This is a genomic window from uncultured Leptotrichia sp. (assembly GCF_938036635.1).
Lineage (GTDB): Bacteria > Fusobacteriota > Fusobacteriia > Fusobacteriales > Leptotrichiaceae > Leptotrichia > Leptotrichia hongkongensis.
Genome location: NZ_CALHQO010000146.1, coordinates 1 through 1228, shown reverse-complemented (window position 1 = coordinate 1228; position 1228 = coordinate 1). Strand labels below are relative to the sequence as shown.

At 31.4% G+C, this 1228-nt stretch carries 1 protein-coding gene and 1 pseudogene; both read left to right on the top strand.

The genetic code is table 11. The features are described from left to right. Positions 1-176, top strand: a pseudogene (locus Q0370_RS02775) (DNA-binding protein); the annotation flags it as partial. 208 nt (positions 177-384) lie between these two features. Beyond that, on the top strand, positions 385-1228 hold an 844-nt coding region (locus Q0370_RS02770; RefSeq protein ID WP_299571839.1), incomplete at its 3' end, for a MurR/RpiR family transcriptional regulator.

Genomic DNA, 1228 nt, shown 5'->3' with positions numbered 1-1228 from the left:
GGCAGGCTGTTTTTGATAATATAAAAAAAGGTGTTCAGAAGCTGGATGAATATGAGAATAAACTTGGAATATTTGAAAAAGAAAAGGAATTGAAGGGTAAATTGGAGTATTTGAGAAAAAATTTTACGAAGGAAAATTTGGAAAAGATAATAGAGGATTTTGAATATACAGAATAAAATTAAATTTGAAAAAAGCAAAAATAAAAAATAAATTGCTATTGACAAATAGGAAAGTCAAGGTATAATGGTTATGTAAAGAATATGTGAAGTTTATAATTTGAGTTATTACTATGTGGATTAGACAAAACTGAAATGGCGGGAAATGCTTCTAATAAATGTTTTCCCCCTTTGGTTTTGCCTTTTTTATTTAACAAGAAGGTGAAGGATGATTATTAGTAAATTAGAGAAAAAGGAGAATTTTACGAATAATGAAAAGGAAATAGCAGATTACATTTTAAAACACTTGGATGAGGTACATTTGCTGTCAGCGGAGAGTTTGGCTAAAAAGGCGTTTGTGAGCAAGGCTACTGTTGTGAGATTTTGCAGAAAACTAGGGGTTAAAGGGTATAGGGACTTTCAGAGAAGTCTGGATAAGGAAGTCGAGGAAATGATGAAAATTAAAGGACTGCTTAGCGAAGAGCCTGTAAATAGTGAAACAAAATACGATGAAATCATCTCAATTATTCCATCACTTTATGAAAGAGTTATTGGAGCTACAAAACTTAATTTGGATACACCTGTTATGGAAAAAATTATTGAAAAACTTAAAAACGTTAAGAAAATTGAGATTTATGGAACTGGAATTTCATATATATTAGCAAAATTGGCTTCATTTAAATTTATGACGCTTGGAATAGAAAGCGCGGCTTATGATGGTCTTAATGAGCATTATGTAATTTCTACGGAAAAAGGGGAAAAAGACATGGCTCTCATTATCTCGCTTTCGGGGAATAATCCCTATATGATTAGAATCGCGGAATATTTGAAAAAAAGGAATGTATTTGTTGTAGGAATTGGGAATGGCTCGTCTGAGGAAATAAAAAAAGCGTGTTCAGAATATATTGAAATACATGCTCCAAATTATATTTTGAGCTTTGAGATGGTGTCGGCATTTACGGGAGTTAATTATGTGCTGGATATATTTTTTACTTCACTTTTGGTGTCGAATTATTACAAGAATATAAATACTTCGCTGGAAGTTAACAAAAATTATGAGAAAAATGAACCAA